We start from the raw sequence: 24,266 nt of genomic DNA, 5'->3' as shown, positions 1-24,266 counted from the left end.
ATGACGAAGACCATGGCCGATCGACGTCGCGGGTTGAGCGTCGCGCTGGCACTGACGGGGCTCTCCGTCATGCTGGGCGCCTGCAACACCACCGGCGAGATCGTCACCCAGACGGTGCCGACCGACTATCGCCAGCGTCACCCGATCGCGGTCGAGGAAGCCAAGAAGTCGATCGTGATCTTCGTCGGCAAGGCTCGCGGCGGCCTCTCGGCCGCGCAGCACGCGGACGTCGCCGGCATTGCCCGGGACTGGGTGCGCGAAGGCACCGGCTCGGTCGTGGTCGACGTCCCGGTCAACGCGGCGAATTCGCGCGCGGCGGCGGCGACCTATCACGAGATCCGTTCCGTGCTCGCATCCGTCGGCGTGCCATCGCGTGCCATCGTCCAGCATCCCTATCGGCCCGAGGATCCAGGGCTGCTGCCCACCATCCGCCTGAGCTATTCCCGGATCGCCGCGGTCGCCGGCCCCTGCGGGCTGTGGCCGGAAGATATCGGCCCCTCCATCCTCGACCCCGGCTACAACGAGAACCGGCCCTATTTCAATCTGGGCTGCGCCAGCCAGCGCAACCTCGCGGCCATGATCGACAATCCGGCCGACCTGGAGCAGCCGCGGTCCGAGACGCCGGTCTATAACGCACGGCGTGACATGGCCTTCGAGCGCTATCGCAAGGGCACGCCGATCGCGAGCAGCAATCCAGACGCCGACAAGGCCAAACTCAGCGATACAGGCAGATGACACGCGTCCACGACGAAGAAGCGGACGATCCGCAGCACCCCGAGGAACACATTGCGCCGGTTCCTCGCATCTCCGTGCAAGCCTTTTGCGAGACCGCGCAGACGCTCGCCGCGGTGACCGCGGCCGGGCAGGATCGCCGTCTCGCCAAGGCGCATCTCACGGCCAAGGACGGTGGCCTCGCGGCGGCAATCGAAGTCTATGAAACGATGCCGACGCCGAACGTCATCGTGATCGAATCCGACGGCACCCGCGACATCCTCGAGGGCCTCGACGACCTCGCCGGCGTCTGCGATCCCGGCACCCGTGTGGTCGTGATCGGCAATCCCAACGACACCGCGCCCTATCGCGAGTTGGTCCGCCGCGGCGTCAACGACTATGTGGTGGGACCGGTCGAAACGCTCGACGTCGTCCGCTCGATCTGCAGCCTGTTCTCGGCGTCCGAAACCATCATCACCGGCCGCGTCATCGCGGTGGTCGGGGCCAAGGGCGGTGTCGGTGCCTCCACCGTCGCGCACAATGTGGCCTGGACCATCGCCCGCGACCTCGCGCTCGATTCCGTCGTGATCGATCTCGACCTCGCCTTCGGCACCGCGGGTCTCGACTACAACCAGGACCCGGTGCAAGGCATCGCCAATGCGGTGCTGTCGCAGGATCGGCCGGACACGGCCCTGATAGAGCGTCTGCTCTCCAAATGCACCGAGCGTCTCAGCCTGCTTGCTGCGCCCGCCACCCTTGACCGCGTCTACGATTTCGGCGCGGAGGCCTTTGACGCGGTGTTCGACACGCTGCGCATGACCACGCCCTGCATCGTGCTCGATGTTCCCCATCAATGGTCGGGCTGGACCCGTCGCGCGCTGGTCAACGCGGACGACATCGTCATCGTGGCCGAGCCCGATCTTGCGAACCTGCGCAACACCAAGAACATGCTGAACGTCTTGAAGGCGGCGCGGCCGAACGACCGGCCGCCGCTCTACTGCATCAACCAGGTCGGCATGCCCAAGCGGGCGGAGATCGAGGTCAAGGCCTTCGCCAAGACCATGGAGAGCCAGCCGATCGCGGTGATCCCGTTCGATTCGAAGCTGTTCTCGACCGCGGCCAACAACGGCCAGATGATCGCGGAGGTCTCCAAGAGCCACCGCACCACCGAGCTGTTCCAGAACATGGCGAACCGCCTCGCCGGGCGGGGCGAAGTGAAGAAGCCGAAGCGCTCGCTGCTCGGGCCGCTGCTGAAGAAGCTGAAGGGCAGGTCGGGTCGCGGGTCAGCCCCGCATCGCAAGGCATCCTGAGCAAGGCGTTCTGAGCAAGGCGTTCGGACCAAGGCTTCCTGACACGGCATCCTGACGCGCGCGAGCGAGTTACTTCTCCGCCCGCTGCTGCTTCTTCACCAGCAACTGCCGCAGCGCCGTGACCTTGGCCGCCGCCTGATCCGGCGGCAGGTCCGCCTTCACGATGGCTTCGGCCTCGGCCTGCTTTCCTTCGAGTCCCAGCACGAGCGCGAGATTGGCGCGCACGCGGAAATCGGCGGGATTGCGCTCGTGCGCCCGGCGCATCGTTTCCTCAGCCCGCGGCAGATTGTTCTGCAGCATGTAGGACAGTCCGAGATTGGACAGCACCGACGGCTCGTCCGGCACGATCTTCAGCGCGGCGGCGTAATATTGCTGCGCCTCCTCGTTGCGACCGAGCTGATCGAGCGCGGCGCCTTGCGCCGACAGGATATGCCAGTCGGGATCCTCGGGCGAATGCGCGCGGCCGAGGACGTCGAACGCCTGCTGGAAACTGCCGCTGTCGGCGAGCGCACGGCCGTAGCCGGCGAGCAGCGCCTTGTTGCTGGAATGGGCGAGCACGGCCTGCTCCAGCACCGCGAGCGCCTGCGCGCGCTGGCCGGTCTGGCGCAACGCCTTGCCGTATTCGAGCGCGACGTTGGGATCGCCAGGCTTGGCGCGATAGCGCTCGCGCAGCGCATCCATGTCCGGCTTCACGTCCGGCTTGGCCTCGGCCCTGCCAGCCGTGTCCGACTTTCCGCCGAGCGCGCCGGTGATGTCCTCGATGCCGGTTGTCTGACAGCCGCCGAGGGCCAGGATCAGAAGCGCGGAAAACAGATATCTCGCCGGAAGAGAGGCGACGGACAAACGCTTGGACATACTCTGATCACTCGGCGACTGATCAGAGATGCTTACCGATTAACGCTAAAGTCCCGTTAAGGCGGGGCGCTTCCGAAAGCTCAGTCGGTGAATTCAGCGCCGAACTCGCAGCCGATGCGCCAGCGCAGGCGGCACTGCCGGGAATAGTCGGGCGCGAAGATGATGGTGAATTGCGGCGGCACTTCCAGAAATTCCGCCACGACTTTCACGCCGCCATCCGAAATATCCGTGATCGTGCAGTCCCGCGGCAGCGAACCCGCGCCAAAATGAATCTTGGCGAGCCGCGTGCACATCCGTCGTTCGCTTCTCCGGCGATTTGCAAGCATTTGAATTGTTCACCCGTTAGACCACGGCCCATCCCGCACCCCTAGGAGTAGCGGACATTCGTTGGAATGTGCTGAGCAGAGCAGCTTGCATTCGAGGCGTAGTGTCTTCGTCGTGTTTACGATTGGTTAGGACCTTCCGGCGCCCCTCGACCCGTTCCTGTATTGTTCTTGCAAGAATTGGCCCGCTCTGCTACCCCTAATTGTGCAAAAGGGCAGGCTGGTTCGGGCATGGTTCAGCGGGTTTCTACCGTCGCCTTTGAGGGGATCGAGGCCCGCGCGGTCGACGTGCAGGTGCAGGTCGCGCCCGGTCTGCCGGCCTTCGCGATCGTCGGTCTCCCGGACAAGGCGGTGTCGGAGGCGCGCGAGCGGGTCCGCTCGGCGCTGATCGCCTCGGGGCTGGCGCTGCCGGCGCGGCGGATCACCGTCAATCTCGCGCCCGCCGATTTGCCCAAGGAGGGCAGCCATTATGACCTGCCGATCGCGCTCGGCCTGATGGGGGCGATCGGCGCGATCCCTCCGGATGCGCTGTCCGGCTTCACCGTTCTGGGCGAGCTTGGCCTCGACGGATCGATCGCGCCGGTGGCCGGTGTTCTTCCCGCCGCGATCGGCGCCAATGTGCGCGAGGAGGGGCTGATTTGTCCGGCGGCTTGCGGCTCGGAAGCGGCATGGGCGAGCCCGGACATCCAGATCATCGCCGCAAGTTCGCTGATCCAGATAGCCAACCATTTCAAGGGAACGCAGGTGCTGTCGCGGCCTGTGCCGAAGGTGCATGAAGCAGCAAGCTCGCCGCTCGACCTGCGCGACATCAAGGGCCAGGAGAGCGCCAAGCGGGCGCTGGAGATCGCGGCCGCCGGCGGCCATCACCTGCTGATGATCGGCGCGCCCGGCGCCGGCAAATCGATGCTGGCGGCACGCCTGCCCTCGATCCTGCCGCCGCTGTCACCGGGCGAGTTGCTCGAGGTCTCGATGATCGCCTCTGTTGCCGGCGAGATCGAGGGCGGCGCACTGACGGCGCGGCGGCCGTTTCGCTCGCCGCATCATTCCGCCAGCATGGCTGCGCTCACCGGCGGCGGCATGCGCGCCCGGCCCGGCGAGATCTCGCTCGCGCATCAGGGCGTGCTGTTCCTCGACGAGCTCCCCGAATTCGATCCGCGCGTGCTGGATTCGCTGCGCCAGCCGCTGGAGAACGGCGAGGTCTCGGTGTCCCGCGCCAATCACCGCGTCACCTATCCCGCACGCTTCATGCTGGTCGCGGCGATGAATCCCTGCCGCTGCGGCAATGCGTTCGAGCCCGGCTATGCCTGCAAGCGCGGCCGCATCGATCGCTGCACGGGCGACTACCAGGCCCGCATCTCGGGGCCGCTGATGGACCGCATCGATTTGCGCATCGAGGTTCCCGCGGTGACCGCGGCCGATTTGATCCTGCCGCCGCCCGCAGAGGGCTCGGCCGAAGTCGCCGCGCGCATGGCGGCGGCGCGGGATATCCAGCTCGCCCGCTACGCGGACGCCGGCCTGCCGAAGGTTCGCACCAATGCCGAAGCGCCGGCCTCGGTGCTGGAGGAGATTGCCAAACCGGATGCGCAAGGCCAGAAGCTGCTGCGCGACGCCGCCGAGACCATGCGGCTGTCGGCGCGCGGCTATCACCGCGTGTTGCGGGTGGCGCGCACGCTGGCCGATCTCGATCATGCGGACAGGATCGGCCGGCTGCATCTCGCCGAGGCCTTGTCCTACCGCGCACTCGCGGAGGATGTGCGCCAGATCGCCTGACCGATACGCCCGCGGCATCTTCCTGACGAACAGCACGTTCCCCGAGAGTGAAGCTATGACCGACGCCAATGCCTGCACCATCAGATTTGTTCGTGCGTCCCAATACGCTGATTGGCTGAGGTCATACGAGCTGTGGGTCAACGGGACCAGCGTTGGGAAGCTTGCGCGCAACGGCGTGTTGGAGATCACGCTGCCGGCCGGCGCCTGCACGATCGAGGCGACCATTGATTGGGGCAGGAGCCAGCCGCTCGTCGTTCGCACCACTCCCGGCCAAACCGTCGAGATCGAGGTCAGGAACAGGTGGGGTGCCTGGGCGGCGCTGTGGGCGATCAGCTTCGGCAAAAACAGCTATTTGGTTCTCACTGAAGTCGAGCGAAAAACGAACAGAAGCGCCTGACCGACTGAGATCCTCATCCCCGGATACCGGCATCAACCCGGCGGTAACGAGTTTCCTTTACGCTCTGCAAACCATAAGGCCCATCAGTTCCCCGTACCGGGCCCGGCGAGTAGCGCGTCATGTTGCGTTTCAAGATCCTGGCGTCGGTTGTTCCCCTGTTGGCGGCCGCGGTGTTTGCCCGAAGCGAGATCGGATCGGTCTCGCATCCCTGCATCGCCCTCGGCGACACCTCGGTCGAGCTGACGTCGCTGTTCTGGACCGCCGGCGTGCATGTCGCCTTCACCGATGATCCCGCGCGCGCCACGGTGCGGGTTCAGATCACCGAGGATGCGGACGCGGCCGACTTCGCCGTCGTCGACGACGGCCTCGGCTCGGAATCGGAGTCCTGCCAGGCCAACCCCTCGACTCGCCTGATCTCGATTGCCGCGCAGCCCGTCGACGGCGGTCAGGTGATCTATCTCTCCACCGAGGGGCCGGCGGATTACCGTGTCTATGTGCGCTCGAAAACCTTCTCGCAGCGCGAGGCGGCGGCGCTGATCGTCGGCGCCCGCGGCGGCCACCGCCGTCTCCAGGCCGCCTCGCTTTGAGCCGCGTCGCTTTGCGCCGTTAACGCCTCGTCAACCCTGTTTGGAGGCGGTCGCAGGGCCTCAAACTGTTCGCAAGGTCGGCGGCACATCGTCGTTTACAGCGAGCGTAGCGTTTTAAGAAAACAGTCGGGTCGGTGGCGATGGGTCGGACGTTCCGGATCAAGGTGCGCATGCGCCGCTTCAGGCGACAGCACCCCCGAATCGCCTTTGCGATCCGCTCCTTCATGATCTTCTCGGCGACCTTCGGCGGCGCCTATGGGTTTGTCTCCGGCAGCCGGTCCGAGACGTCCGGCTACGATCCCAATGCATTTGCGATCGGCGTCAGCTTCCTGTTCGCGCTCGCCTGCCTCGGCCTCGCCACGCTCAGCATGCGCCTGCGCTTCGTCAACAAGCGGATGCGGGCGCTGGCTGCCCACAACGAAACGCTGATCGACCGCAATTGGGAGCTGAAGGAAGCGGAAGAACGCGCCCGCAGCCTGTTCGAACAGCAGGGCGATCTGATCGTGCTGCGCGACACAAATGGCTGCATCACCTTCGCCAACGACGCCTATTGCGCGCTTGCCGGACAGGCGCGCGGCGCGCTGGTCGGCACGCGCTTTGATTTCGCCGTGCTGGAGCAGGGCGACAGCGCCCGCGAGAGCAACGGCACGCGCATTCACGACCAGAAGATCACAACCCCGCTCGGCGCGCGCTGGATCGCCTGGCGCGAAGGCTATGTTCGCCTCGACGCCGGCCAGCCCGCCGAATTGCAGAGCGTCGGACGCGACGTCACCGACCGCACCGAGACCGAGCGCGCGCTGTCCGACGCCCGCGATCAGGCCGACGCCGCCAACCGGGCCAAATCGCGCTTCCTGGCGATGGCGTCGCACGAGATCCGCACGCCGCTGAACGGCATCATCGGTATGGGCGGGCTGCTGCTCGACACCACGCTGACGCCTGAGCAGTCGACCTACGCCAAGGCCGTGAAGACCTCCGGCGAAGCGCTGATGGCGCTGATCGAGGAGTTGCTCGACTATTCCAAGATCGAAGCCGGCAAGCTCGATCTCGAGCCGCGTCCCTTTTCGCTCTCGGCCCTGATCGAGGACATCACCGAGCTGCTCGCGCCGCGCGCGCAGGCGAAGCAGCTCGAGATCGCCGCCTATGTCGACGAGCGGCTGCCGCTCGAAGTGGTCGGCGACGCCGCGCGGCTGCGCCAGGTGCTGCTCAACCTCGCCGGCAACGCCATCAAGTTCACTGCGAGCGGCGGCGTCGCGCTGATCGTCGAGCTCGGCATCTGGCCGAACGAGATCAGTTTTCTGGTGCGCGACACCGGCATCGGCATCGCAGCCGACGCGCAACAGCGCATCTTCCGCGAATTCGAGCAGGCCGACGAACGCGTCGCCCGCACCTATGGCGGCACCGGCCTCGGTCTCGCCATCAGCGAGCGCATCGTCAAGCGCATGGGCGGCCGCATCACGCTCACGAGCGAGCCGGGCAAGGGTTCGACCTTCGAGGTCGCGATTCCGCTCGCGCCAGCGCACGCTGGCGCAGAACAGACGGCGTTCCCCGTCCCCGATCTCACCGGCAAGTCGATCCTGCTGATCGCCGACGGCATCGAGGCCTCCTTGATCGCGCGCCGGCTGGAGCGCTGGGGCGGCCAGACCTGCATGGTGACGGACGTCGCGGTGGCGGAAGCGCTGCTGCCGGAACGCTCATGGCATTCGGTCCTGATCGATCGCGCGCTCGGCGCTGCCACCGCCGACCGCCTCGGCGAAGCCGCACGCAGTCATGCGACGCAACGCCTCGTGCTGCTGACGTCCGGCTCGCGCCACGAGAAACTTTCGCCGGCCTTCACGGGCTTCCTGGTGAAGCCGCTGCGCGCGGCCTCGCTCGCCGCACGCCTCACGCTACCCCCGGAGGTCGCCTCGCCCGATCTCGCGCCGGAGCCCTCGGCCCCATCCACCGCCGCGGTACCGGCGAAAGGCCTGTCGGTTCTCGTCGCCGAGGACAACGAGATCAACGCGCTGTTGATGCGCTCGCTGCTGACGAAACTCGGCCACCGCGTCGTCATCGCGATCAATGGCGAGGCCGCGCTGGAATCCTGGCTCGGCGCGGCATCGGTCGGCACGCCCTATGATCTCGTGCTGATGGACATCCAGATGCCGCAGCTTGACGGCATCGAAACGACAAAGCGAATCCGTGCGCATGAGGCAGCTAGAGGCGGCCATCACACGCCGATCCTCGCGCTCACCGCCAATACGCTGGTGGAAGATCGCTACGCCTGCTTTGAAGCGGGCATGAACGGGTTTCTGATCAAGCCGCTCGATCGCGAGAAGCTGGAAGAGGCGCTGGCCGGACTGGCGGCGGCGCGGCAGCTCGCGGTTTGATTCGGATTTCATAGGAACCTGATCTCGGCCGGTAATCGACAATTGAAATCGACCGCGTCGCACGTCACCATCCTCTGGGGCATTTAAACAGAGGATTTCGCATGAACGTGCTTTGCCGCCTCGCTTTCGTGATCCTTCTCTGTGGTTCCACTCAAGCCGCCGCGGCCGATAGCTCGCAACTGATCGCCTCGCTCAAGCAAGGCGGCTACGTGCTGGTGTTTCGCCACACCGCTACCGACGACAGCCAAAAGGATGTCTACCCTTTCAAATTCGACGACATGAGCGCCCAGCGTCAGCTCAGTGAAAAGGGCCGGGACATGGCGCGCCAGATCGGGACGGCCATCAAGGAACTCGCGATCCCGATCGGCGACGTCTACACCAGCCGGCTGAACCGCGCGATCGAGGCCGGCAGACTGATCTCCGGCCGCGAGATCAAGCCGGTCGACGCATTGACGGACAGCAGTAACGCGAGTGCGTCGGGCATGGCAAATCCGACCGGTGCAAATGCAAAGGCGGGCCAGGCCGTGCGGCAGTTCGTCGATGCGCCGCCCAAGGCCGGCACAAACACCTTCCTGGTCACCCACAAGACCAACATCGCCGATGCCTTCGGCAAGGAGGCCGGGGACGTGCAGGAAGGTGAAGCCTTCGTCTACAAGGCCGGCGGCTCGGGTCCCGCAACCTTTGCAGGACGCATCAAGCCTGCGGATTGGATCGCGAAGGCAGGCAAGTGAGCCACCTGCCGGCGACGCACGTCAGCTTGGGTGCGGAGCAGGCCGGGAGCCCGGCATCACTGCGCGCTCCGACGGGATGAACCGTTATGCGGCATAAGCCATAAACCGCGGCGCAGACAGCTTGTCATGCGGCGCCTGGCCTCCCCTGAACATGGTGTCTACCTGGGCGGCGCGCTTGCAATGCGGACACACGAAGAGATGCGCGATGATCGGGGTCGGCTCGTCCGCGAGCAGTTCGGAGCGGAACCACTTCATCTCGATATGGCAGTCCGGGCAGGTCGGTGCTTCGAGATGCTCGGCGGCGCTTCTGAGACGATCAACCATGGGGCCCGTTTGCGTTTCCGAAAGCCATAACCAAATACCCCTCGCCGGTCTGCAACAAAAGATACTCAGCCCGAAATTTGACAAAGGGCGCCGTCCATCAAGGCTGCTACAGCCGCCTGAGCGCCACGCTCGCCACCGTGTGATCGGCGCCCTTCTTCAGGATCAGGGTCGCGCGGGGACGAGTCGGCAGGATGTTGTCCTCGAGATTTGCGAGGTTGGTGCGTTCCCAGATCGCGATCGCGGTGGCGGTGGCTTCCTCGTCCGACAACAGCGCGTAGCGATTGAAGTAGGATTTTGGATTGGTGAACGCGGTGTCGCGCAGCGACAGGAAGCGCCTGATGTACCACTGCCGCAGCGCCGCCTCGTCCGCGTCGATATAGACCGAGAAATCGAAGAAGTCGGACACCACGGGCACGGCCTTGCCGTCACGCGGCAGCTTGCCGGTCTGCAGCACGTTGACGCCCTCGACGATCAGGATGTCGGGCTGGTCGATCTCGGCCCACTGGTTCGGCACGATGTCGTAGGTCAAATGCGAATAGACCGGCGCGCGCACATGGCGGCGGCCGGCCTTGATGTCGGAGAGGAAGCTGAGCAGCAGCGGCAGGTCGTAGCTCTCCGGAAAGCCCTTCTTCTGCATGATGCCCTGCCGCTCCAGCACGGCGTTGGGATACAGAAATCCGTCGGTGGTGATCAGCTCGACCTTGGGACGCGGCGACCAGCGCGCCAGCAGCGCCTGAAGCACGCGGGCCGTGGTGGATTTTCCAACCGCGACCGAACCGGCGACGCCGATGATGTAGGGCATCTTGCGGTCGCGGATGTTGAGGAACTGGCGCTCCGCGTAATAAAGCCGCTGCATCGCATCGACATAAATCGACAGCAGGCGCGACAGCGGCAGGTAGATGTCCTCGACCTCCTGCAAATCGAGGCGGTCGTGCAGCGAGCGTAGCCGGTCGAACTCGCCCGGCTCCAGCGTCATCGGCGTGTCGTCGCGCAGTCGCGACCACTCCTCGCGCGTATAGACGCGGTACGGATTATACTGCTGCTCGGGTGCGCGGATATCCATGACGCGACTCTCCACCTCGGCTAGCTGCCGCCCTTACGCGACGCCTTTTCTTCCAACCCTGACATATTGGTCCGCTTGTCCAATGCGGCCTCGACCTCTTCCAGCTTTACGCCGCGGGCCTTGAGCAGCACAAGGAAATGATAGAGCAGGTCGGCGCCTTCGGCGATCAGATGCGCGCGATCGTTTTCGACTGCTGCGATTACGGTTTCGACTGCCTCCTCACCGAACTTTTTGGCGCAATGTTCGGCGCCCTTGTCGAGGAGCTTGCGGGTATAGGACGCCTCGCCACCCGCTGCCGCGCGGGCGTCGATGGTCTCGGCCAGATCGTGGATGGTGAAACGCGGCATACAAATACTCGGAAAACGCGCCTTGGCCGATGATTGGCCGGTTTCTGACGGGATAAGCCGGTTCCCGCCGATGATTTAGCATTTTTAGGAACGGGAGTCGTCAGGCATCGAGGCGCATGGGCAGCCCGCGCCGGGACATGTGCTCCTTGGCTTCGCGGATGGTGAATTCCCCGAAATGGAAGATCGAGGCGGCCAGCACGGCGGTGGCGTGGCCGTCGCGAATACCGTCGACGAGGTGGTCGAGATTGCCGACGCCGCCCGAGGCGATCACAGGAACGGGAATGCTGTCGGCGATCGCCCGGGTCAGCGGGATGTCAAAACCCTGCCGCGTGCCGTCGCGGTCCATCGAGGTGAGCAGGATTTCACCGGCACCGAGCGAGACCACTTCCTGGGCATATTCGATGGCGTCGATGCCGGTCGAATTGCGGCCGCCATGGGTGAAGATCTCCCAGCGCTCTCCGCCACCGGCGCGCTTGACCCGCTTGGCGTCGATCGCGACCACCACGCATTGCCCGCCGAATTTCTCGGCGGCTTCCTTGACGAACTCACGCCGTGACACCGCGGCGCTGTTGATCGAGACCTTGTCGGCGCCCGCGCGCAGCAGGGTCTTGATGTCGTTCACCTCGCGCACGCCGCCGCCGACGGTGAGGGGCATGAAGCAGGCTTCCGCAGTGCGCCGGACCACGTCCAGCATGATGCCGCGATTCTCATGGGTCGCGGTGATGTCGAGGAAGGTGAGCTCGTCGGCGCCGGCGGCGTCATAGGCGATCGCCGCTTCGACGGGGTCACCGGCATCGCGCAAATCGACGAAGTTGACGCCCTTGACGACCCGGCCGTCCTTGACGTCGAGGCAGGGGATCACGCGCACCTTGAACATCGGAGGTCTCCTAGGCAGCGCCTGCGTTACGGATCAGGGCGAGGGCGGACGCAGGATCGAGCCGGCCGTCATAGAGCGCGCGGCCGGCGATCGCGCCGGCGAGCTTTTTCGCGCGCGGCGTCAGCATCGCCTTGACGTCCTCGATCGAGGCGAGGCCGCCGGAGGCGATCACGGGAATCGAGATCGCATCCGCCAGCGCAATGGTCGCATCGAGATTCAAGCCTTTGAGCAGGCCGTCGCGCGCGATGTCGGTGAAGATGATGGCGGCAACGCCGGCATCCTCGAAACGCCGTGCGATCTCCAGCACCGTCACCTGCGAGGTCTCGGCCCAGCCTTCGACCGCGACCTTGCCGTCACGTGCATCGAGCCCGACCGCGACGCGGCCGGGGAATTTCCTGGCGGCAGCCTTCACCAATTCGGGGTCGCGCACCGCGGCGGTGCCGATGATGACGCGGGTGATGCCCTTTTCGAGCCAGGCTTCGACAGTCGCGAGATCGCGAATGCCGCCACCGAGCTGCACCGGAATCGTGATCGTCTTCAGCATCGCCTCGACGGCCTGCGCGTTCACAGGCTTCCCGGCAAACGCGCCGTCGAGGTCGACGACGTGGAGATACTCAAAGCCTTGCGCGACGAAGCTCGCCGCCTGCGCTGCGGGATTGAGGTTGAACACGGTCGCGCGCGCCATGTCGCCCTGCTCGAGGCGCACGCATTGGCCGTTCTTGAGGTCGATCGCGGGAAAGAGAATCACGGTTTCCATCGCAAAAAATTCGAGATCAGGGCGAGGCCAAAGCGCTGGCTCTTCTCGGGGTGAAACTGCGTCCCGATCGCCGTGTCCTTGCCGACGATCGCGGTGACAGGCCCGCCGTAATCGGCACGCGCGAGCACGTCCGCCTCGTTGGTGGCGTTGAGGTGGTAGGAGTGCACGAAATAAGCGTGCTGGCCCTTGGGGCCGAGCGGCAGCCTGTCCAGCACCGGATGCTCGCGCAGCACATCGAGCGTATTCCATCCCATGTGCGGGATCTTCAGCCTCTCGTCGTTCGGCGTGATCTTCTCGACGTCGCCGCCGATCCAGTTCAGCCCTTGCGTGATCACATGCTCCTTGCCGCGAGTGGCGAACAGCTGCATGCCGACGCAGATGCCGAACATCGGCCGCGCCTTGACGCGCACCGCTTCGGTGATCGCCTCGACCATGCCGTTGACGGCATCGAGCCCGCGCCGGCAATCAGCGAAGGCACCGACGCCCGGCAGTACCAGACGGTCGGCGCTGTAGGCCTGGTCTGGATCGCTGGTGACGAACACCTTTTGCGGGTTGTCCATGCCGCGCGCGGCGCGCTCGAACGCCTTGGCGGCCGAATGCAGATTGCCGGAACCGTAATCGATGATGGCGACGCTCATCTTGACCCTCCCGGTTCTGGAAACAAACCAATGATGCCACCTGCCGGCATTGGCGGCGGGTTGGAGAATTGCTGACCCGGCACGTTGCGGGTCGGCGGCGGGCCACCGCGATCGACGGCCCATTGATCGTTGACGATGCCGCGCTGCTTCTGGCTCCAGCGCTCGAAGAAGCGGCGCTCGGCGGTGTCCTCGTCGTCGGAAATCACCACGTCGAGCTGCCGCCATTTACCGCGCGAGAGCGTCCAGCGGCGCAGGCTAGAGGCCTCGAATCCCATCAGCAGCGCGACGATGACGTCGGCGAAGACGATCGACGACCGGCCGACGCCAAGGCTGGACAGCCCGACGTTGAACGCGGCAACGAAGATCACCCAGCCGATCAGCGCCAGCCACAGCCGATTCCACAGCAGCCAGAGCGGTCCGAAGATCATCGCCCAAAAATGGAAGCCGTCGCGCACGAAGACGAACTTGTCGGTCGCGCGCAGATCGGCTCCTGCGGGGGAGGGAGCATGAACTGTGTAGACGGACATGGCGATGGCCCGTTCCCTAGGAATACAGTGATACCGCAAACGGCGCGCGCCGCGGGCCGAAAGATGTCAGCCGCCGAGCGAGCCCTTGGTGGACGGGATTTCGCCCACCGCCTTCGGATCGATCGCGACGGCGGTGCGCAGCGCCCGTGCCAGACCCTTGAAGCAGGACTCGGCGATATGGTGGCTGTTATCGCCATATAGGGTCTCGACGTGAAGAGTCACGCCGGCGTTCATGGCGAAGGCCTGGAACCACTCGCGCACCAGCTCGGTGTCGAACTCGCCGATCTTGTCGCGGGGAAAGTCGACCTTGAACACCAGGACCGGGCGGCCCGAGATGTCGATGACCACGCGTGACAGCGTCTCGTCCATGGGCATGTGCACGCCGGCATAGCGGGTGATGCCCGCCATGTTGCCGAGCGCCTGCTTGACGGCCTGGCCGAGCGCGATGCCGGTGTCTTCGGTGGTATGGTGATGATCGATGTGCAAATCGCCGACCGCCTTGACCGTGAGGTCAATGCGGGAATGGCGGGCGAGGAGATCGAGCATATGGTCGAAAAAGCCGATGCCGGTCGCGATATTGGACACGCCGGAGCCATCGAGGTTCACGGTGACCTCGATGTCGGTTTCCTTGGTCTTGCGCTTGATCGTCGCGGTGCGCATCAAAACACGCTTCCATCCTAGTTCGGGCCGAAAACGCCGGTCTTTTAACAGCCAAATGACGCCTTCGCTACTGCGGCAACGGCTGGCCGGGCCTCTACTTCTGCCTATGGTGAGCGAATTGGGCCCGGAGCGGCCCGTTGTGCCCCCGCTCCCGACCGCCTAAATCAGCCCGGTCAACGAGGATCATTCATGCAGGACTCCCCAAACAGCTCGCCGGGCTGGCACGGCACCACGATTTTGACGGTCCGCAAGGGCGGCAAGGTGGTGGTCGGCGGCGACGGCCAGGTCTCGATCGGCCAGACCGTGATCAAGCACAACGCCAGGAAGGTCCGGAAACTCGGCAAGGGCGACGTCATCGGCGGCTTTGCCGGCGCCACCGCCGACGCCTTCACGCTGTTCGAGCGTTTGGAAGCCAAACTCGAGCAATATCCGGGGCAATTGACCCGGGCCGCCGTCGAGCTCGCCAAGGACTGGCGCACCGACCGTTATTTGCGGCGGCTGGAGGCCATGATGATCGTCGCCGACAAGGACGTCTCCCTGGTGCTGACAGGCACCGGCGACGTGTTGGAGCCCGAAGCCGGCGTCATGGCGATCGGCTCCGGCGGGAATTACGCGCTGGCGGCCGCCCGCGCCCTACTCGACACCGACAAGGACGCCGAGACCATCGTCCGCCGCTCCCTCGACATCGCCGCCGATATCTGCGTCTACACCAACCGCAATGTGACCATCGAAGCGCTGTCGGCCGGGTAGGCCATGGCCCTCGCCTACACCTTCCGCCCGATGACCGCGGCCGTTCTGCCGCTGATTCGGCGATGGCTGGGCGAAGCGCATGTGCGGGAATGGTGGGGCGATCCGGACGAGCAGTTCGCGCTCGTGAGCGGCGATCTCGGCGAGCCGGCAATGGACCAGTTCATCGTGTTGGCCGACGGCAAGCCGTTCGGCTATCTTCAATGCTACCGCCTGACCGCCTGGAATACGGGTCTTGGGCCGCAACCGGAGGCCACCCGTGGCATCGATCAGTTCATCGGCGAAAGCGACATGATCGCGCGCGGGCACGGTTCGGCATTCATCCGGCAATTCGCCGACGCGCAGTTGCGGCAGGGCCTGCCGCGCATCGTCACTGATCCTGATCCGCTCAACGCGCGCGCCGTGCGCGCCTATGAGAAGGCCGGCTTTGTCCGGGAACGCATGGTCGAGACGCCCGACGGGCCCGCACTCCTGATGGTGCGCGAGCCATGACGCTGGCAACCACGCATGAGAGCAGGGCCGCGTTTCCGCCGCTCGCCTGGGTCGGCATCGCGCTGCTGCTGCTGGCGATGCAGGCCTCGATCCTGCTTGCGATGGGCCGGGTGCCGATCTGCACCTGCGGCTATGTCAAGCTGTGGCATGGCGTGGTGAACAGCTCGGAGAATTCGCAGCACATCGCCGACTGGTACACCTTCTCGCACATCCTGCACGGCTTCCTGTTTTACGGGCTGACCTGGCTGCTGTTCGCGCGGCTGCCGTTCGTGTCTCTGTCCTGGCCCGCCCGCCTGATCATCGCCATTCTGATCGAAGGTGCCTGGGAGATCGTCGAGAACTCGCCCTTCATCATCGAACGCTACCGCGCCGGCACGATCTCGCTGGATTATTTCGGCGACAGCATCGTCAATTCGATCTCTGACAATTTGTCCATGATGCTGGGTTTCCTCGTAGCGCGCCTGCTGCCTGTATCAGTGACCATCCTGCTTGGGCTCGCCTTCGAAATCATGCTGGCGCTGCATATTCGCGACAATCTGACGCTCAATATCCTGATGCTGATCCATCCGATCGAGGCCGTGAAACTATGGCAATCGGGTCCGCCGATCATCTGACGGCAAAAAAAAGCGGCTTGTCCCGCCCCGCATCTGATCCTAGCTAAGGTCCCATGACAGACTTCTCCCCCCGCGAAATCGTTTCCGAACTCGACCGTTTCATCGTCGGCCAGGCCGATGCCAAGCGCGCCGTCTCGATCGCGCTGCGCAACCGCTGGCGGCGGCAGCAGCTCGAAGGCTCCTTGCGCGAAGAGGTGCTGCCGAAGAACATCCTGATGATCGGCCCGACCGGGGTCGGCAAGACCGAGATCGCGCGGCGGCTCGCCAAGCTTGCCAACGCGCCGTTCCTGAAGGTCGAGGCGACGAAATTCACCGAGGTCGGCTATGTCGGCCGCGACGTCGAGCAGATCGTGCGCGATCTCGTCGAGGTCGCGATTTCCCAGGTCCGCGAGCGCAAGCGCAAAGACGTGCAGGCACGTGCGCAGCTCGCCGCTGAGGAGCGCGTACTTGATGCCCTGGTCGGCGCCAATTCCAGCGCCGCGACGCGGGACTCCTTCCGCAAGAAGCTGCGCGCGGGCGAGCTCAACGACAAGGAAATCGAGATCGAGACGCAAGGCGGCGGCAGCGGCTTTCCGATGTTCGAGATCCCGGGCATGCCTGGCGCGCAGATGGGCGCGGTGTCGATCGGCGATATCTTCGGCAAGCTCGGCGGCCGCAGCAAGACGCGGCGGCTGACGGTGGAGAGCTCGCACGAGATCCTCATCAACGAGGAATCCGACAAGCTGCTCGACAGCGATCAGTTGACGATGGAGGCGATCAGCGCGGTCGAGAACAACGGCATCGTATTCCTGGACGAGATCGACAAGATCTGCGCCCGCGAAGGCCGCGCCGGCGGCGACGTCTCGCGCGAGGGCGTGCAGCGCGACCTGCTGCCGCTGATCGAGGGCACCACCGTCTCGACCAAGCACGGCGCGGTGAAGACCGACCACATCCTGTTCATTGCCTCAGGCGCCTTCCACGTCGCCAAACCGTCCGACCTGTTGCCGGAACTGCAGGGCCGCCTGCCGATCCGCGTCGAGCTGCAGGCGCTGACCCGCGACGACATGCGCCGCATCCTGACCGAGCCCGAGGCCTCGTTGATCAAGCAATATGTCGCTTTGATGCAGACCGAAGGCGTCACGCTCGACATCACCGACAACGCCATCGACGCGCTTGCGGACGTCGCGGTGGCCGTGAATTCCACCGTCGAGAACATCGGCGCGCGGCGGCTGCAGACCGTGATGGAGCGGGTGCTGGACGAGATCTCCTTCACCGCCCCAGATCGCAGCGGCGAGACCGTCAGGGTCGACGCCGATTTCGTGCAGAAGCACGTCGGCGACCTCGCCAAGAACGCGGATTTGAGCCGGTTCATTTTGTAATTCCGGACGGTCGCGCTATGGATGCGGCGTGACCGCACGCTTCCTGCAAAACCCCTGGCGCCTGCTGCTCGCGATCAACGCGGCAATCATCGTTGGCGTCTTCGTTCACAAGATCCAGCTGCCGCCTTACGTCCCCTACATCCACCTCCTCGTCGATTACCATTTTGGCTTCATCAAGCGCGCGCTGATCGGGACGATCGTCGCGCTGTTCACCGACAAGGTGCCGCTATGGCTGGTGTTCGCGCTCGGCGGCGCGACATGGCTGGTGACGCTCGGGCTGTACGCAAGACTATTCCAGACAACGTTCGGCTTCACCGCGAAGACATTGCCGACGTTCGTCTTCATCGCGGGCTCGCCGTTCTTCCTCAAGAACTTCATGCACACGCTCGGCCATTTCGACATCTATGGCTGCGCGCTGGCGATCGTCCTGCTGCTGGTGCCGGCCGGCTCGCTGCTATTCGTGGCGCTGGCTGCGCTGTTCTCGATCGTTCTCGTCCTGATCCACCACATCCATCTCTTGATGTATGTGCCGACCATCATCACCATCGTCGTGATCAGGCACTATCTAGCGCATGGCTGCGATCGCACCAATGTCGCGTTCGGCATCATGGCCCTGCTGGCCGTCTCCGCGCTGTTCTTCGCCGCGCAGTTTTGGGGAACGATGCCGGTCCCGGAGGCGGATTTCGTCGCCTATCTGAAGAGCCGGATGGCCGATCCGTCGCGGACCGACCTGCTGCAGTTTGCCTACATCTGGTATCAGCCGTTGGCGAAGGAGATTTCCGACACCTGGGGCCGCCTGCCGCACAACATCCTCGGCGTGCCCGTGTTCGCGCTGCTGATCTGGCTGCACACACCGCTGTGGCGCTATTTTGCGAATTTGATCGGCGCGCTCGCAAGCGACACGCATCGCCGCCTCGTCATTGCGGCGCTGATCGGCGTCAGCCTCGCCTGTGTCGTGATGTTCGTGATGGTATTCGACTATTCGCGCTGGATCTCGAACTGGGCAGTCTGCATGTTCCTGATCCTGCACGCGGTGAAGATGCTGCCCGCCGCACGCGAGACGCCGCTGATTTCGGCGGAAGATCAGACGACAAATATCTTCGGCCTGATTGTCACATTGATCCCGCGCGTCGGAATCGTGCGGCCGTTCTAATATCTCGCCCGCCTGATCCGCACGTAGAGCGCGCCCTCGCCGCCATGGCCGATACCGGCCTCTTCGAACCCGACGACGAAGGCCCGGAATTCCGGCAGGCTCAGCCATTCCGGCACCTGACGGCGCAGCACGCCGCTTTCGCCGCCGCTTCGGCCCTTGCCGGTGATGACCAGCACGAAGGTCAGGCCGTCATGATGGGCGCGGTGCAGGAAGCCGCTCAGCGCGCGGTGGGCACGCATCTGGGTCATGCCGTGCAGATCGAGCCGCGCCTCGATCTCGCTGCGCCCGCGCGACAGCTTTGTGCGCTCGCGCTTGCCGAGCGGCGCCAGCGGCGGCACCGCCGGCTTCGCTGCGCGCGGTGCCGGGGCAGCGGCAATCGGACGTGGCGACGGCGCAAGCCGAGGGGCGGGCGCTGCAGGCGAAGACTCGGTGCGTGGTGCAGCTTGCGCCTTCGCCGCACGATGCTTTCTCAGCGGCTTGACCTGCTTTGCGACCTTATCCCACAGCGCGCGCTCTTCCTCACTCACCGCGCGACGGCGCGGCGAGGGACGAGGCTCCAGCACGGGCGGACGGGACGATCGCTTCATTGTTGCCGATGGGAGCGATTTTTCACGGGCCGCCGCGGCTCCTGAACTGGCTCGATCACGGGACGCGGCACCGGCAGCGGGACTGGACCGGCGACAGCGACCGTCTCGCTCTTGCTTTGCAGCTCGGCAGGCGGCTTGTCCTTCGCAGGCTCCGTTTGCGGAAACAGCTTTGCGATCTTCTCCGAGGGCCGCGGGTCCGGCACCGGGAGCCGCGCGCCGCGCGTTGTTGGATCGAGGCTCTTCGGCACCAGCATCACGAAATGCATGGCATGGCGCAGCCGCCCGGAGACCCGGCCGGCATCCTGACCCGCGCCGAAATAAAGATCGGCGCGCGCCGGACCGATGATGGCCGAGCCCGTGTCCTGCGCGATCATCAACCGATGGAACGGCGTCTTCGCGCGTTCGGAATCGATCGGCAGCTCGCCTTCGATGAAAAACGGGGTGCCGTAGACGTGGAGCGATTTGTCGACCGCGATCGAGCGGCCGGCCGTCAACGGAATGCCTTGCGCGCCGACCGCCTCCTCCTTGTCGGATAGATTGACCTCGCGAAAGAAGATGTAGGAGCGGTTCTGGCGGCGCAGCTCCTTGGCACCGTCAGGGGTCTGCGCCATCCACTCCCTGATCTTCTGCATCGACATCTCTTCCTTTGGAATGATGCCGCGCTCGATCAGGATGCGACCGAGCGCCGTATAGGGATAGCCGTTATAGGCGTCGTAGTTGAGCCGGACCGTGCCGCCGTCGTCGAACTTGATCCGCGCCGAACCCTGGATCTGGGCGAACAGCAGATCGGTCGGGTCCTTCAGCCAGGCAATCTCGAGTCCGCGGCCGGCGATCTTGCCGTCCTCGATCTCGGCGCGGTCGTAATAAGGCACGAGCTTGCGGCGGCCGATCTTGCGATAGACCGGGCCCTTGTTGGGCAGGCTGACCGAATCCTGCTTGTAACCGCGCACAAAGAGATTCGAGGGGCGGCGATAGACCGGGACATTGTAGACGTCGGTCTGCGTGCGCGATCCCTCCAGCACCGGTTCGTAATAGCCGGTGACGAAACCATCGGGCTCGCCGAGGCGCGAAATCCGCAGCGGCGCAAAATTCTCCTCGAAGAAGGTTTTGGCCCGAGCGTCGTCGGTAAGCTCGCGCGATTTGGCGACCCGGCAGGGTTCGCCCAGCGAGGCGCCCAAAGCCTTCGGTTCGGGAGCGCCGGTCTGCGCGTTGATCGGACGGCAACTCGCGCGAAAGGTCTTGTAGGCGGCGAGATGATTGTCGTCGCCCCAGCCCTTCACGTCGGCCCAGGCCAGCGGCAGATATTGGGCGCCGGGAATTTCGAGCGGCAGGGGAAGCTGCGGATATGGCAAGGCGCGCGGCGGCGCGGCAGGCAATTCCGGGAGATGATGGTGATGGCTGCGATAGTGGCGCCGCGCCGCCTCAGCGCCGAGTGAAAACGACGACAGCGCGACGGCACCTGCGCAAAGCGCCGTCGCGCTGGTCTTCAGGAAAACCTTAATTCGCGCTTCCGGTGCCAACCAGCTTCCAGTTCGGATCGCGAGAAGTGATGTCGCGGGCGAAAGTCCAGATGTCGGTGATGTCGGCGACCGTGTCGGCGCTTCCGTCGACGATGTTGCCGGCCTTGTCCCGGGTGGCCGAGATCATCTGCGAGACGAAGCGGATCGTGAGTTGGGCGGTGCGGTCGCGCAGTTCGGCGCCGACGAGCTCGGCCTTGTCGATCGAGACAAAACGCGTCTCGGTCTTCTGCTCGTTCTTCTCGCGCTCCTTGATCGCGGCATCGAAGCTTTCATAGACCTCCGACGACAGCAGGTCGCGCAGCGCGCGGCGGTCGCCATTGGCAAAGGCCAGCACGATCATCTCATAGGCGCCGCGGGCGCCGGAGATGAAATGCCGCGGATCGAAGGTGGAATCCTTTTCGACGATGGCGTCGAGACCCTGGGCGAGCACGGTGCCCGGCTCGGTCAGGCCCTTCCAACGGTCGGAGGGCGGGGTCGGCTCGGCCGTCGGCGCCAAGGGAGCCTGGTCGATGACCTTGCCCGGCATGGTGACGATGTTCTTGTCCTGGGCGCCCTGGAGCGCGTTGCGGTCGAACGGCGGCCGCTCGTTGCCCGTGCGCTGCCCCAGCACGCTGCGCAGCCTCAGAAAGATGAAGACCGCCAGCGCCAGGAAGATGATGGTGTAGATGTCCACGTCGTATTCGCTTTCTGGTCGTCTGTAGAAGGGGCCGTCTCGAAAGGATCGTGCCGGGAAAATCGATCCGGCCAGTAGACCGTTCCATACCGGAACGGCAAGTCTACATCACCATTTTGGGTCCGCGCGTCAGGTCCGTGGGATGTAGGCACGAAATCTTGCCCGACCAATGGCGCCTTTTGGCACAGCACCGAGTGTAGCGCGTTTTATGCTTAAGGGGAAACCCGATCCTGCCCGGAAATCGCGCATCTTCAATCGTTTAAGGCGCAGTTGCGCGGGATCGCCGGGGTGAACGCCACAGTTGTGGGCGTGGCCGGATTTCCCCATCCGGGACCGTTCGTCCTTGTGGAACGAGGTAGCCCTATGTTAGCCAACCGCCGCGAAATTCAGCCCAATCGGGTAAGGAGACACTCTTATGACCAACGGTAACGGCACCCCTCCCGAGGCGGCCCAGGCTCCCCAGCTCAACGTCCTGGCGCAATATACCAAGGACCTCTCGTTCGAAAATCCGAATGCGCCCAGCTCGCTCCAGCAGCAGAGCCAGCCGCCCCAGATCAACATCCAGATCAATGTCAGCGCCAACAATCTCAGCGAACAGGAGTTCGAGGTGACGCTGTCGGTCGAGGGCAAGGCCGAGACCGCCGGCAAGATCATGTTCTCGTTCGAGCTCGCTTATGCCGGCGTCTTCCGCATCTCCAACGTGCCGAAGGACAATTTGCATCCGCTGGTCATGATCGAATGCCCGCGCCTGCTGTTCCCGTTTGCCCGTGAGATCATCGCCACTGCCGTGCGCGACGGCGGGTTCCCGCCTTTGATGCTGGATCCGGTCGACTTCGTCGGCCTCTATCGCCAGAACATGGAGCGGCAAATGGCCGCTCAGCCGAGCGGCCAGGCTTAACCAGCCAAAGGGGCGGCTGGAGCGGGCAAGAACTCGTTCCAGATCGCCTTGTCGCCGAGCGTTGTGATGAAGGCCCGGTGGGCCTCGCGCTCGGCGTCCGAAATGCGCGGGGTGAGCGGCGCCGGCCGTTGCCGCCGAGGCGCATCGGCAGCCCCATTGGCGCGAGTCTCTTCGGATTCCGAAGCAAGCAGCAGCTGCGACTGCCGCGCCCCGACCAGATCCACATAGACTTCCGCAAGCAGCTCGGCGTCGAGCAATGCGCCGTGCTTGGTGCGGCGTGAATTGTCGATCGCATAGCGTGAGCAGAGATCGTCGAGCCGGTTCGACACGCCGGGATGCTTGCGCCGAGCCAGCAGCAGCGTATCGACCAGCCGCTCGCGCGGGATCGCCGGGCGCTTGATCCGGTCGAGCTCGGCATTGATGAAGCTGATGTCGAACGAGGCATTGTGGATCACCAGCGGCGCGTCGCCGATGAACTCCAGAAAATCGTCGACGACCTCGTGAAACAGCTGCTTCGTCGCCAGGAATTCGGCCGACAGCCCGTGCACCGCAAAGGCTTCTGCCGGCATGTCCCTTTCGGGATTGATGTAGACGTGGAAACTCTGCCCCGTCGGCATGCGATTGAGCATCTCGACGCAGCCGATTTCGACCAGGCGATCTCCCCGCAACGGGTCAAGGCCGGTGGTTTCTGTGTCGAGAACGATTTCGCGCATGATCTGGGAAGCCGTGTCAGGCGGCGAATCAGGCGCGCCGCTGCGGCATCTTAACGACGTCGGCGAGGATGTGCGCGATTTGGGCGCGCACCGGTTCGAGTCCGTGGGATGTATCCACCACGAAATCGGCACGCCTGCGCTTTTCCGCATCGGGTGTCTGCTTGGCGATGATGGCGTCGAGCTTGGCCTCGTCCATCGTGCCGCGCGCCAGCACCCGCTCGCGCTGCAGTTCCGGAGACGTGGTGACGACGACTACGGCATCGACCCGCGTCTCGCCACCCGTCTCGAACAGCAGCGGTATGTCCAGCACCACGACCGGCGCGTTGGCGGCTTCGGCGTCGGCGAAGAACTTTTTCCGGGAAGCGCCGAGCATCGGATGGACGATCTGCTCGAGCTGCTTGATGGCCGCAGGATCGTGCACCACACGCGCCGAGAGTTTTGGCCGATCAACCTTGCCGTTCGCGGTAGTGCCGGGGAAGGCGGCCTCGATCGCGGGTGCGGCCTCGCCCTCATAGAGCTGATGGACGGCCGCATCGGCATCGTAGACAGGCACGCCAGCCTCCGCGAACAATTTCGCGGTGGTCGATTTGCCCATCCCGATCGAGCCGGTCAGTCCCAGGATCCGCATCAGCGCCCAACCATATCTGCCAGTCACACCGCAACTAGCCGCTCGCGCCGCAGGAACGCAAGCAGCGGCAGCAGCGGCAAGCCGAGAATGGTGAAGTGGTCGCCCTCGATACGCTCGAACAAATGGATCCCCAGGCTTTCGAGCTGATAGCCGCCGACGCTGGTGCTGACGGCGCCGCCGGCGATGTCGAGATAGGCCGAAAGCTCGGCCTCGGTCATCTGCCGCATCGTGAGGCGGGCAACCGAGACGTCCTCGAAGATGATCTCGCCATCGCGTGCGATCGCCACGGCGGAATTCAGCTCATGGCTATGGCCGGAGAGATCGCGCAGCTGCGCCAGCGCCTGGGCGCGGCCCGCAGGCTTGTTGAAGAGGCGATCGCCAAGCGCCAGCGTTTGATCCGCACCAATGACGGTGCTTCCAGCGTGATGGGCCGAGACTGCCTTGGCTTTTTCGCGCGCCAGCAGCAGGGCAATCTCGCGCGGACCAGAAAGCCCGGAGGCGGCCTGGATGCCGCGCTCGTCGATATCAGCCGTGATCGCCTTGAACTCGAGCCCGGTATTGGCCAGGAGCATCTTTCTCGCGCTGCTCTGCGAGGCCAGGATCAACGAAAATTTGCCGAGCCACAGACCCATCGCGAAAC

29 protein-coding genes are annotated in these 24,266 nt (G+C 64.8%); 13 read left to right on the top strand and 16 right to left on the bottom strand.

Features of this window, described 5'->3' with window-relative positions:
* Both AC0L3B_RS04555 and AC0L3B_RS04550 read left to right on the top strand, forming a co-directional pair.
* Positions 1-735 (top strand): CpaD family pilus assembly protein, encoded by a 735-nt coding sequence (locus tag AC0L3B_RS04555; RefSeq protein ID WP_018459617.1) that lies wholly within the window; start codon positions 1-3, stop codon positions 733-735.
* Positions 732-2,021 carry a CpaE/TadZ family protein gene (locus tag AC0L3B_RS04550; RefSeq protein WP_018459618.1) on the top strand — a complete coding sequence of 430 codons (1,290 nt, stop codon included), beginning with the start codon at positions 732-734 and terminating at the stop codon, positions 2,019-2,021. Before AC0L3B_RS04555 ends, AC0L3B_RS04550 begins: the two co-directional genes overlap by 4 nt.
* 69 nt (positions 2,022-2,090) lie before the next feature.
* Here the strand turns inward: AC0L3B_RS04550 and AC0L3B_RS04545 are convergent, their stop codons facing one another.
* Both AC0L3B_RS04545 and AC0L3B_RS04540 read right to left on the bottom strand, forming a co-directional pair.
* Positions 2,091-2,876, bottom strand: coding sequence for a tetratricopeptide repeat protein (locus tag AC0L3B_RS04545; RefSeq protein WP_018459619.1), 786 nt, complete (start codon positions 2,874-2,876; stop codon positions 2,091-2,093).
* Between the two features lie 80 nt (positions 2,877-2,956).
* Positions 2,957-3,202 carry a PilZ domain-containing protein gene (locus AC0L3B_RS04540; protein ID WP_007598461.1) on the bottom strand — a complete coding sequence of 82 codons (246 nt, stop codon included), beginning with the start codon at positions 3,200-3,202 and terminating at the stop codon, positions 2,957-2,959.
* A gap of 228 nt (positions 3,203-3,430) precedes the next feature.
* Between AC0L3B_RS04540 and AC0L3B_RS04535 the strand changes: the two genes are divergently transcribed.
* The 5 genes from AC0L3B_RS04535 to AC0L3B_RS04515 all read left to right on the top strand — a co-directional run bounded on the left by AC0L3B_RS04535 (position 3,431) and on the right by AC0L3B_RS04515 (position 9,050).
* Positions 3,431-4,969, top strand: a complete 1,539-nt coding sequence (locus AC0L3B_RS04535) for a YifB family Mg chelatase-like AAA ATPase (protein WP_473380079.1) — start codon at positions 3,431-3,433, stop codon at positions 4,967-4,969.
* A gap of 55 nt (positions 4,970-5,024) precedes the next feature.
* Complete coding sequence (locus AC0L3B_RS04530) at positions 5,025-5,366, top strand: hypothetical protein (RefSeq protein WP_018459621.1); 342 nt, start codon at positions 5,025-5,027, stop codon at positions 5,364-5,366.
* A gap of 119 nt (positions 5,367-5,485) precedes the next feature.
* On the top strand, positions 5,486-5,953 hold the full coding sequence (locus AC0L3B_RS04525) for a hypothetical protein (protein ID WP_085349256.1): 468 nt from the start codon (positions 5,486-5,488) through the stop codon (positions 5,951-5,953).
* Between the two features lie 140 nt (positions 5,954-6,093).
* Positions 6,094-8,319 (top strand): ATP-binding protein, encoded by a 2,226-nt coding sequence (locus tag AC0L3B_RS04520; protein ID WP_473380078.1) that lies wholly within the window; start codon positions 6,094-6,096, stop codon positions 8,317-8,319.
* A 101-nt stretch (positions 8,320-8,420) separates the two neighbouring features.
* A complete protein-coding gene (locus AC0L3B_RS04515) occupies positions 8,421-9,050 on the top strand; it encodes a histidine phosphatase family protein (RefSeq protein WP_018459624.1) in 630 nt (209 codons plus the stop codon).
* Positions 9,051-9,134: 84 nt separating this feature from the next.
* Here the strand turns inward: AC0L3B_RS04515 and AC0L3B_RS04510 are convergent, their stop codons facing one another.
* From AC0L3B_RS04510 to hisB, 8 genes are all read right to left on the bottom strand, one after another.
* Positions 9,135-9,374 (bottom strand): hypothetical protein, encoded by a 240-nt coding sequence (locus AC0L3B_RS04510; protein ID WP_018459625.1) that lies wholly within the window; start codon positions 9,372-9,374, stop codon positions 9,135-9,137.
* A gap of 106 nt (positions 9,375-9,480) precedes the next feature.
* Positions 9,481-10,437: a type I pantothenate kinase gene (gene coaA / locus AC0L3B_RS04505; protein WP_007598451.1), complete on the bottom strand. Its 957-nt coding sequence runs from the start codon at positions 10,435-10,437 to the stop codon at positions 9,481-9,483.
* Between the two features lie 20 nt (positions 10,438-10,457).
* A complete protein-coding gene (locus AC0L3B_RS04500) occupies positions 10,458-10,784 on the bottom strand; it encodes a phosphoribosyl-ATP diphosphatase (protein WP_007598445.1) in 327 nt (108 codons plus the stop codon).
* Positions 10,785-10,884: 100 nt separating this feature from the next.
* Positions 10,885-11,661 carry an imidazole glycerol phosphate synthase subunit HisF gene (gene hisF / locus AC0L3B_RS04495; protein ID WP_085359559.1) on the bottom strand — a complete coding sequence of 259 codons (777 nt, stop codon included), beginning with the start codon at positions 11,659-11,661 and terminating at the stop codon, positions 10,885-10,887.
* Between the two features lie 10 nt (positions 11,662-11,671).
* Positions 11,672-12,418, bottom strand: coding sequence for a 1-(5-phosphoribosyl)-5-[(5-phosphoribosylamino)methylideneamino]imidazole-4-carboxamide isomerase (gene hisA / locus AC0L3B_RS04490; RefSeq protein WP_166517632.1), 747 nt, complete (start codon positions 12,416-12,418; stop codon positions 11,672-11,674).
* Positions 12,406-13,056, bottom strand: a complete 651-nt coding sequence (gene hisH, locus AC0L3B_RS04485) for an imidazole glycerol phosphate synthase subunit HisH (RefSeq protein WP_018459628.1) — start codon at positions 13,054-13,056, stop codon at positions 12,406-12,408. The genes hisA and hisH overlap by 13 nt, the downstream gene beginning before the upstream one ends.
* Positions 13,053-13,583: a DUF2628 domain-containing protein gene (locus AC0L3B_RS04480; protein ID WP_377786764.1), complete on the bottom strand. Its 531-nt coding sequence runs from the start codon at positions 13,581-13,583 to the stop codon at positions 13,053-13,055. Before AC0L3B_RS04480 ends, hisH begins: the two co-directional genes overlap by 4 nt.
* Before the next feature lie 66 nt (positions 13,584-13,649).
* Positions 13,650-14,243, bottom strand: a complete 594-nt coding sequence (gene hisB / locus AC0L3B_RS04475) for an imidazoleglycerol-phosphate dehydratase HisB (RefSeq protein WP_007604059.1) — start codon at positions 14,241-14,243, stop codon at positions 13,650-13,652.
* Positions 14,244-14,432: 189 nt separating this feature from the next.
* Between hisB and hslV the strand changes: the two genes are divergently transcribed.
* Genes hslV through AC0L3B_RS04450 form a run of 5 tightly spaced genes read left to right on the top strand, consistent with a single transcriptional unit; the run spans position 14,433 to position 18,607 of the window.
* Entirely contained in the window at positions 14,433-14,993 is a 561-nt protein-coding gene (hslV, locus tag AC0L3B_RS04470) for an ATP-dependent protease subunit HslV (RefSeq protein WP_018459630.1), read from the top strand.
* A 3-nt stretch (positions 14,994-14,996) separates the two neighbouring features.
* Positions 14,997-15,482, top strand: coding sequence for a GNAT family N-acetyltransferase (locus tag AC0L3B_RS04465; RefSeq protein ID WP_085359563.1), 486 nt, complete (start codon positions 14,997-14,999; stop codon positions 15,480-15,482).
* Positions 15,479-16,096 (top strand): DUF2585 domain-containing protein, encoded by a 618-nt coding sequence (locus tag AC0L3B_RS04460; protein WP_085349248.1) that lies wholly within the window; start codon positions 15,479-15,481, stop codon positions 16,094-16,096. Before AC0L3B_RS04465 ends, AC0L3B_RS04460 begins: the two co-directional genes overlap by 4 nt.
* Before the next feature lie 53 nt (positions 16,097-16,149).
* Positions 16,150-17,454, top strand: a complete 1,305-nt coding sequence (hslU, locus tag AC0L3B_RS04455) for an ATP-dependent protease ATPase subunit HslU (RefSeq protein WP_018459633.1) — start codon at positions 16,150-16,152, stop codon at positions 17,452-17,454.
* Between the two features lie 28 nt (positions 17,455-17,482).
* Positions 17,483-18,607 (top strand): hypothetical protein, encoded by a 1,125-nt coding sequence (locus AC0L3B_RS04450; RefSeq protein WP_473380077.1) that lies wholly within the window; start codon positions 17,483-17,485, stop codon positions 18,605-18,607.
* On the opposite strand, the gene AC0L3B_RS04445 is transcribed toward AC0L3B_RS04450, so the two are convergent.
* Genes AC0L3B_RS04445 through AC0L3B_RS04435 form a run of 3 tightly spaced genes read right to left on the bottom strand, consistent with a single transcriptional unit; the run spans position 18,604 to position 21,387 of the window.
* Positions 18,604-19,194: a Smr/MutS family protein gene (locus tag AC0L3B_RS04445; protein WP_473380076.1), complete on the bottom strand. Its 591-nt coding sequence runs from the start codon at positions 19,192-19,194 to the stop codon at positions 18,604-18,606. The genes AC0L3B_RS04450 and AC0L3B_RS04445 overlap by 4 nt on opposite strands.
* The gene (gene mltA, locus AC0L3B_RS04440; RefSeq protein ID WP_473380075.1) at positions 19,191-20,714 is read right to left on the bottom strand and encodes a murein transglycosylase A; all 1,524 of its coding nucleotides are present in this window, start codon (positions 20,712-20,714) and stop codon (positions 19,191-19,193) included. The genes AC0L3B_RS04445 and mltA overlap by 4 nt, the downstream gene beginning before the upstream one ends.
* The gene (locus AC0L3B_RS04435) at positions 20,692-21,387 is read right to left on the bottom strand and encodes a Tim44/TimA family putative adaptor protein (protein WP_473380074.1); all 696 of its coding nucleotides are present in this window, start codon (positions 21,385-21,387) and stop codon (positions 20,692-20,694) included. Before AC0L3B_RS04435 ends, mltA begins: the two co-directional genes overlap by 23 nt.
* A 415-nt stretch (positions 21,388-21,802) precedes the next feature.
* Between AC0L3B_RS04435 and secB the strand changes: the two genes are divergently transcribed.
* On the top strand, positions 21,803-22,285 hold the full coding sequence (gene secB / locus AC0L3B_RS04430; protein WP_007598595.1) for a protein-export chaperone SecB: 483 nt from the start codon (positions 21,803-21,805) through the stop codon (positions 22,283-22,285).
* Here secB and dnaQ read toward each other — a convergent pair.
* The 3 genes from dnaQ to AC0L3B_RS04415 are packed head-to-tail and all read right to left on the bottom strand — an operon-like array spanning position 22,282 to position 24,258.
* Positions 22,282-22,998, bottom strand: coding sequence for a DNA polymerase III subunit epsilon (gene dnaQ, locus AC0L3B_RS04425; RefSeq protein ID WP_085349244.1), 717 nt, complete (start codon positions 22,996-22,998; stop codon positions 22,282-22,284). The two genes, secB and dnaQ, sit on opposite strands and share 4 nt — an antisense overlap.
* 28 nt (positions 22,999-23,026) lie before the next feature.
* Positions 23,027-23,626 carry a dephospho-CoA kinase gene (coaE, locus tag AC0L3B_RS04420; RefSeq protein WP_085349243.1) on the bottom strand — a complete coding sequence of 200 codons (600 nt, stop codon included), beginning with the start codon at positions 23,624-23,626 and terminating at the stop codon, positions 23,027-23,029.
* A gap of 23 nt (positions 23,627-23,649) precedes the next feature.
* Positions 23,650-24,258, bottom strand: a complete 609-nt coding sequence (locus tag AC0L3B_RS04415; protein ID WP_473380073.1) for a Maf family protein — start codon at positions 24,256-24,258, stop codon at positions 23,650-23,652.
* Between the last annotated feature and the right edge of the window lie 8 nt (positions 24,259-24,266).

It is taken from the genome of Bradyrhizobium sp. Kon56 (assembly GCF_055807635.1).
Note: the sequence above shows the minus strand (reverse complement) of the source record. Positions and strands in the feature narration are given on the sequence as shown.

What these genes read in the sequence shown, in the direction of transcription:
- AC0L3B_RS04555 (WP_018459617.1), top strand. Translation starts at nt 1, where the DNA reads ATGACGAAGACCATGGCCGATCGACGTCGCGGGTTGAGCGTCGCGCTG.
- AC0L3B_RS04550 (WP_018459618.1), top strand. Translation starts at nt 732, where the DNA reads ATGACACGCGTCCACGACGAAGAAGCGGACGATCCGCAGCACCCCGAG.
- AC0L3B_RS04545 (WP_018459619.1), bottom strand. Translation starts at nt 2,876, where the DNA reads ATGTCCAAGCGTTTGTCCGTCGCCTCTCTTCCGGCGAGATATCTGTTT.
- AC0L3B_RS04540 (WP_007598461.1), bottom strand. Translation starts at nt 3,202, where the DNA reads ATGCTTGCAAATCGCCGGAGAAGCGAACGACGGATGTGCACGCGGCTC.
- AC0L3B_RS04535 (WP_473380079.1), top strand. Translation starts at nt 3,431, where the DNA reads ATGGTTCAGCGGGTTTCTACCGTCGCCTTTGAGGGGATCGAGGCCCGC.
- AC0L3B_RS04530 (WP_018459621.1), top strand. Translation starts at nt 5,025, where the DNA reads ATGACCGACGCCAATGCCTGCACCATCAGATTTGTTCGTGCGTCCCAA.
- AC0L3B_RS04525 (WP_085349256.1), top strand. Translation starts at nt 5,486, where the DNA reads ATGTTGCGTTTCAAGATCCTGGCGTCGGTTGTTCCCCTGTTGGCGGCC.
- AC0L3B_RS04520 (WP_473380078.1), top strand. Translation starts at nt 6,094, where the DNA reads ATGGGTCGGACGTTCCGGATCAAGGTGCGCATGCGCCGCTTCAGGCGA.
- AC0L3B_RS04515 (WP_018459624.1), top strand. Translation starts at nt 8,421, where the DNA reads ATGAACGTGCTTTGCCGCCTCGCTTTCGTGATCCTTCTCTGTGGTTCC.
- AC0L3B_RS04510 (WP_018459625.1), bottom strand. Translation starts at nt 9,374, where the DNA reads ATGGTTGATCGTCTCAGAAGCGCCGCCGAGCATCTCGAAGCACCGACC.
- coaA (WP_007598451.1), bottom strand. Translation starts at nt 10,437, where the DNA reads ATGGATATCCGCGCACCCGAGCAGCAGTATAATCCGTACCGCGTCTAT.
- AC0L3B_RS04500 (WP_007598445.1), bottom strand. Translation starts at nt 10,784, where the DNA reads ATGCCGCGTTTCACCATCCACGATCTGGCCGAGACCATCGACGCCCGC.
- hisF (WP_085359559.1), bottom strand. Translation starts at nt 11,661, where the DNA reads ATGTTCAAGGTGCGCGTGATCCCCTGCCTCGACGTCAAGGACGGCCGG.
- hisA (WP_166517632.1), bottom strand. Translation starts at nt 12,418, where the DNA reads ATGGAAACCGTGATTCTCTTTCCCGCGATCGACCTCAAGAACGGCCAA.
- hisH (WP_018459628.1), bottom strand. Translation starts at nt 13,056, where the DNA reads ATGAGCGTCGCCATCATCGATTACGGTTCCGGCAATCTGCATTCGGCC.
- AC0L3B_RS04480 (WP_377786764.1), bottom strand. Translation starts at nt 13,583, where the DNA reads ATGTCCGTCTACACAGTTCATGCTCCCTCCCCCGCAGGAGCCGATCTG.
- hisB (WP_007604059.1), bottom strand. Translation starts at nt 14,243, where the DNA reads ATGCGCACCGCGACGATCAAGCGCAAGACCAAGGAAACCGACATCGAG.
- hslV (WP_018459630.1), top strand. Translation starts at nt 14,433, where the DNA reads ATGCAGGACTCCCCAAACAGCTCGCCGGGCTGGCACGGCACCACGATT.
- AC0L3B_RS04465 (WP_085359563.1), top strand. Translation starts at nt 14,997, where the DNA reads ATGGCCCTCGCCTACACCTTCCGCCCGATGACCGCGGCCGTTCTGCCG.
- AC0L3B_RS04460 (WP_085349248.1), top strand. Translation starts at nt 15,479, where the DNA reads ATGACGCTGGCAACCACGCATGAGAGCAGGGCCGCGTTTCCGCCGCTC.
- hslU (WP_018459633.1), top strand. Translation starts at nt 16,150, where the DNA reads ATGACAGACTTCTCCCCCCGCGAAATCGTTTCCGAACTCGACCGTTTC.
- AC0L3B_RS04445 (WP_473380076.1), bottom strand. Translation starts at nt 19,194, where the DNA reads ATGAAGCGATCGTCCCGTCCGCCCGTGCTGGAGCCTCGTCCCTCGCCG.
- secB (WP_007598595.1), top strand. Translation starts at nt 21,803, where the DNA reads ATGACCAACGGTAACGGCACCCCTCCCGAGGCGGCCCAGGCTCCCCAG.
- dnaQ (WP_085349244.1), bottom strand. Translation starts at nt 22,998, where the DNA reads ATGCGCGAAATCGTTCTCGACACAGAAACCACCGGCCTTGACCCGTTG.
- coaE (WP_085349243.1), bottom strand. Translation starts at nt 23,626, where the DNA reads ATGCGGATCCTGGGACTGACCGGCTCGATCGGGATGGGCAAATCGACC.
- AC0L3B_RS04415 (WP_473380073.1), bottom strand. Translation starts at nt 24,258, where the DNA reads ATGGGTCTGTGGCTCGGCAAATTTTCGTTGATCCTGGCCTCGCAGAGC.